Source organism: Limnohabitans sp. G3-2 (genome assembly GCF_002778275.1).
Taxonomy (GTDB): Bacteria; Pseudomonadota; Gammaproteobacteria; order Burkholderiales; family Burkholderiaceae_C; genus Limnohabitans_A.
Genome location: NZ_NESG01000018.1, coordinates 1 through 1591, shown reverse-complemented (window position 1 = coordinate 1591; position 1591 = coordinate 1). Strand labels below are relative to the sequence as shown.

Sequence of the window (1591 nt, the reverse complement as noted above, 5' to 3'; positions counted from 1 at the left end):
TCTGGCGATCGTGTGGCGACCCAAGGTGCCACGCTCATCAACCAAGTCCGTTAAAGGGGTCACGATATGTTCAAGTGGCTTCTCGAAAATAGCCTGACCAACCGGCTTCTGGTGTTGATAGCGGGTGTCGTGTTGATGGCTTACGGGGCATTCACATTGTCTCGAACGCCAGTCGATGTCTTTCCCGACCTCAACAAACCGACCGTGACGATCATGACCGAGGCGGGTGGCATGGCGCCCGAAGAGGTCGAGCAACTGATTACCTTTCCTCTGGAGACGGCCATGAATGGCTTGCCTGGGGTCGAATCGGTTCGTTCAACCTCTTCTGCTGGCCTGTCCTTTTTGTATGTCACCTTCAACTGGGACACGGAGATTTTTCGGGCACGCCAACTGGTGTCTGAACGCCTCTCGTCCATGGAAGAAGGTTTGGCTGCCGGGGTAATTCCACGGATGGGGCCTATCAGTTCCATCATGGGTGAGATCATGCAAATCGCTATTCCTGTCGATCCGCAGAAAATCTCCCCTATGGCCGTGCGTGAGTACGCCGACTGGGTGCTCCGGCCACGACTCTTGTCCATACCGGGTGTCGCACAGATCATCCCCATTGGCGGCGAAGTGCGTCAGTTTCAGGTGCAGCCCAATACAGCGCGTATGTCTGACTTGGGCATCTCCTTGGACCAGTTGGAGTCGGCGTTGCGCGGGTTTTCGGCCAACACCTCGGGGGGGTTTCTGGAACTCAACGGGCGCGAGTACCTGATTCGAAATCTTGGTCGCACTTCCCGTCTGGAGGACTTGCGCAATCTGGCCATCACCGCCAAGAACGGTCAGCCCATCTTGTTGCGCCAGATCGCTGAGGTCACTTTTGCCGCAGCCATCAAACGTGGGGATGCAGGCTTTGAGGGCAAGCCCGCCGTGATTCTGGGCGTTCAAAAGCAACCCACCGCTGACACGACCCGTTTGACACAGTCGATTGAAGAAGCGATTACGGATCTCAAGGCATCCCTTCCTGAGGGGATGGAGGCGCCCCGTGTGACCTTCCGCCAGGCCAGCTTCATTGAGGCGTCGATCTCGACGCTGCAAGGCAAGTTGATCGGTGCGTCGCTGTTTGTGGCCGCGATCCTTTTCTTCTTCTTGGGCACAGTTCGACCCACCATCATCGCGCTCACCGCCATCCCAGTGTCCATCTTCATCACGGCACTGGTGTTCAAGTATTTTGGCTTGTCGATCAACACCATGACGCTTGGAGGACTGGCGATTGCCATTGGCGGACTGGTGGACGATGCCGTGGTGGATGTGGAAAACATCTTGCGGCGCATGAAAGAAGACCGTGCCAAGGACCCCAGTCAGCGCCTGTCGCTGCTCGCGCTCGTGGCCAAGGCGTCCATGGAAGTCCGCTCGGCGATCCTCTATGCGACGGTGATCATCGTGCTGGTCTTCCTGCCGCTTTTTGCTTTGCCGGGCCTGGAAGGCAAGTTGTTTGTGCCGCTGGGCATTGCCTTCATCATCTCGACACTGGCCTCTTTGTTGGTGTCGGTAACGATGACGCCGGTGCTGAGCTACTACCTCTTGCCGGGCATGAAAAACCTGGACC

General features: G+C 57.2%; 1 protein-coding gene. It reads left to right on the top strand.

Annotation, left to right across the window (positions count from 1 at the left end):
- Nucleotides 1-66: 66 nt before the first annotated feature.
- On the top strand, nt 67-1591 hold a 1525-nt coding region (locus B9Z31_RS15270), incomplete at its 3' end, for an efflux RND transporter permease subunit (RefSeq protein ID WP_143473869.1).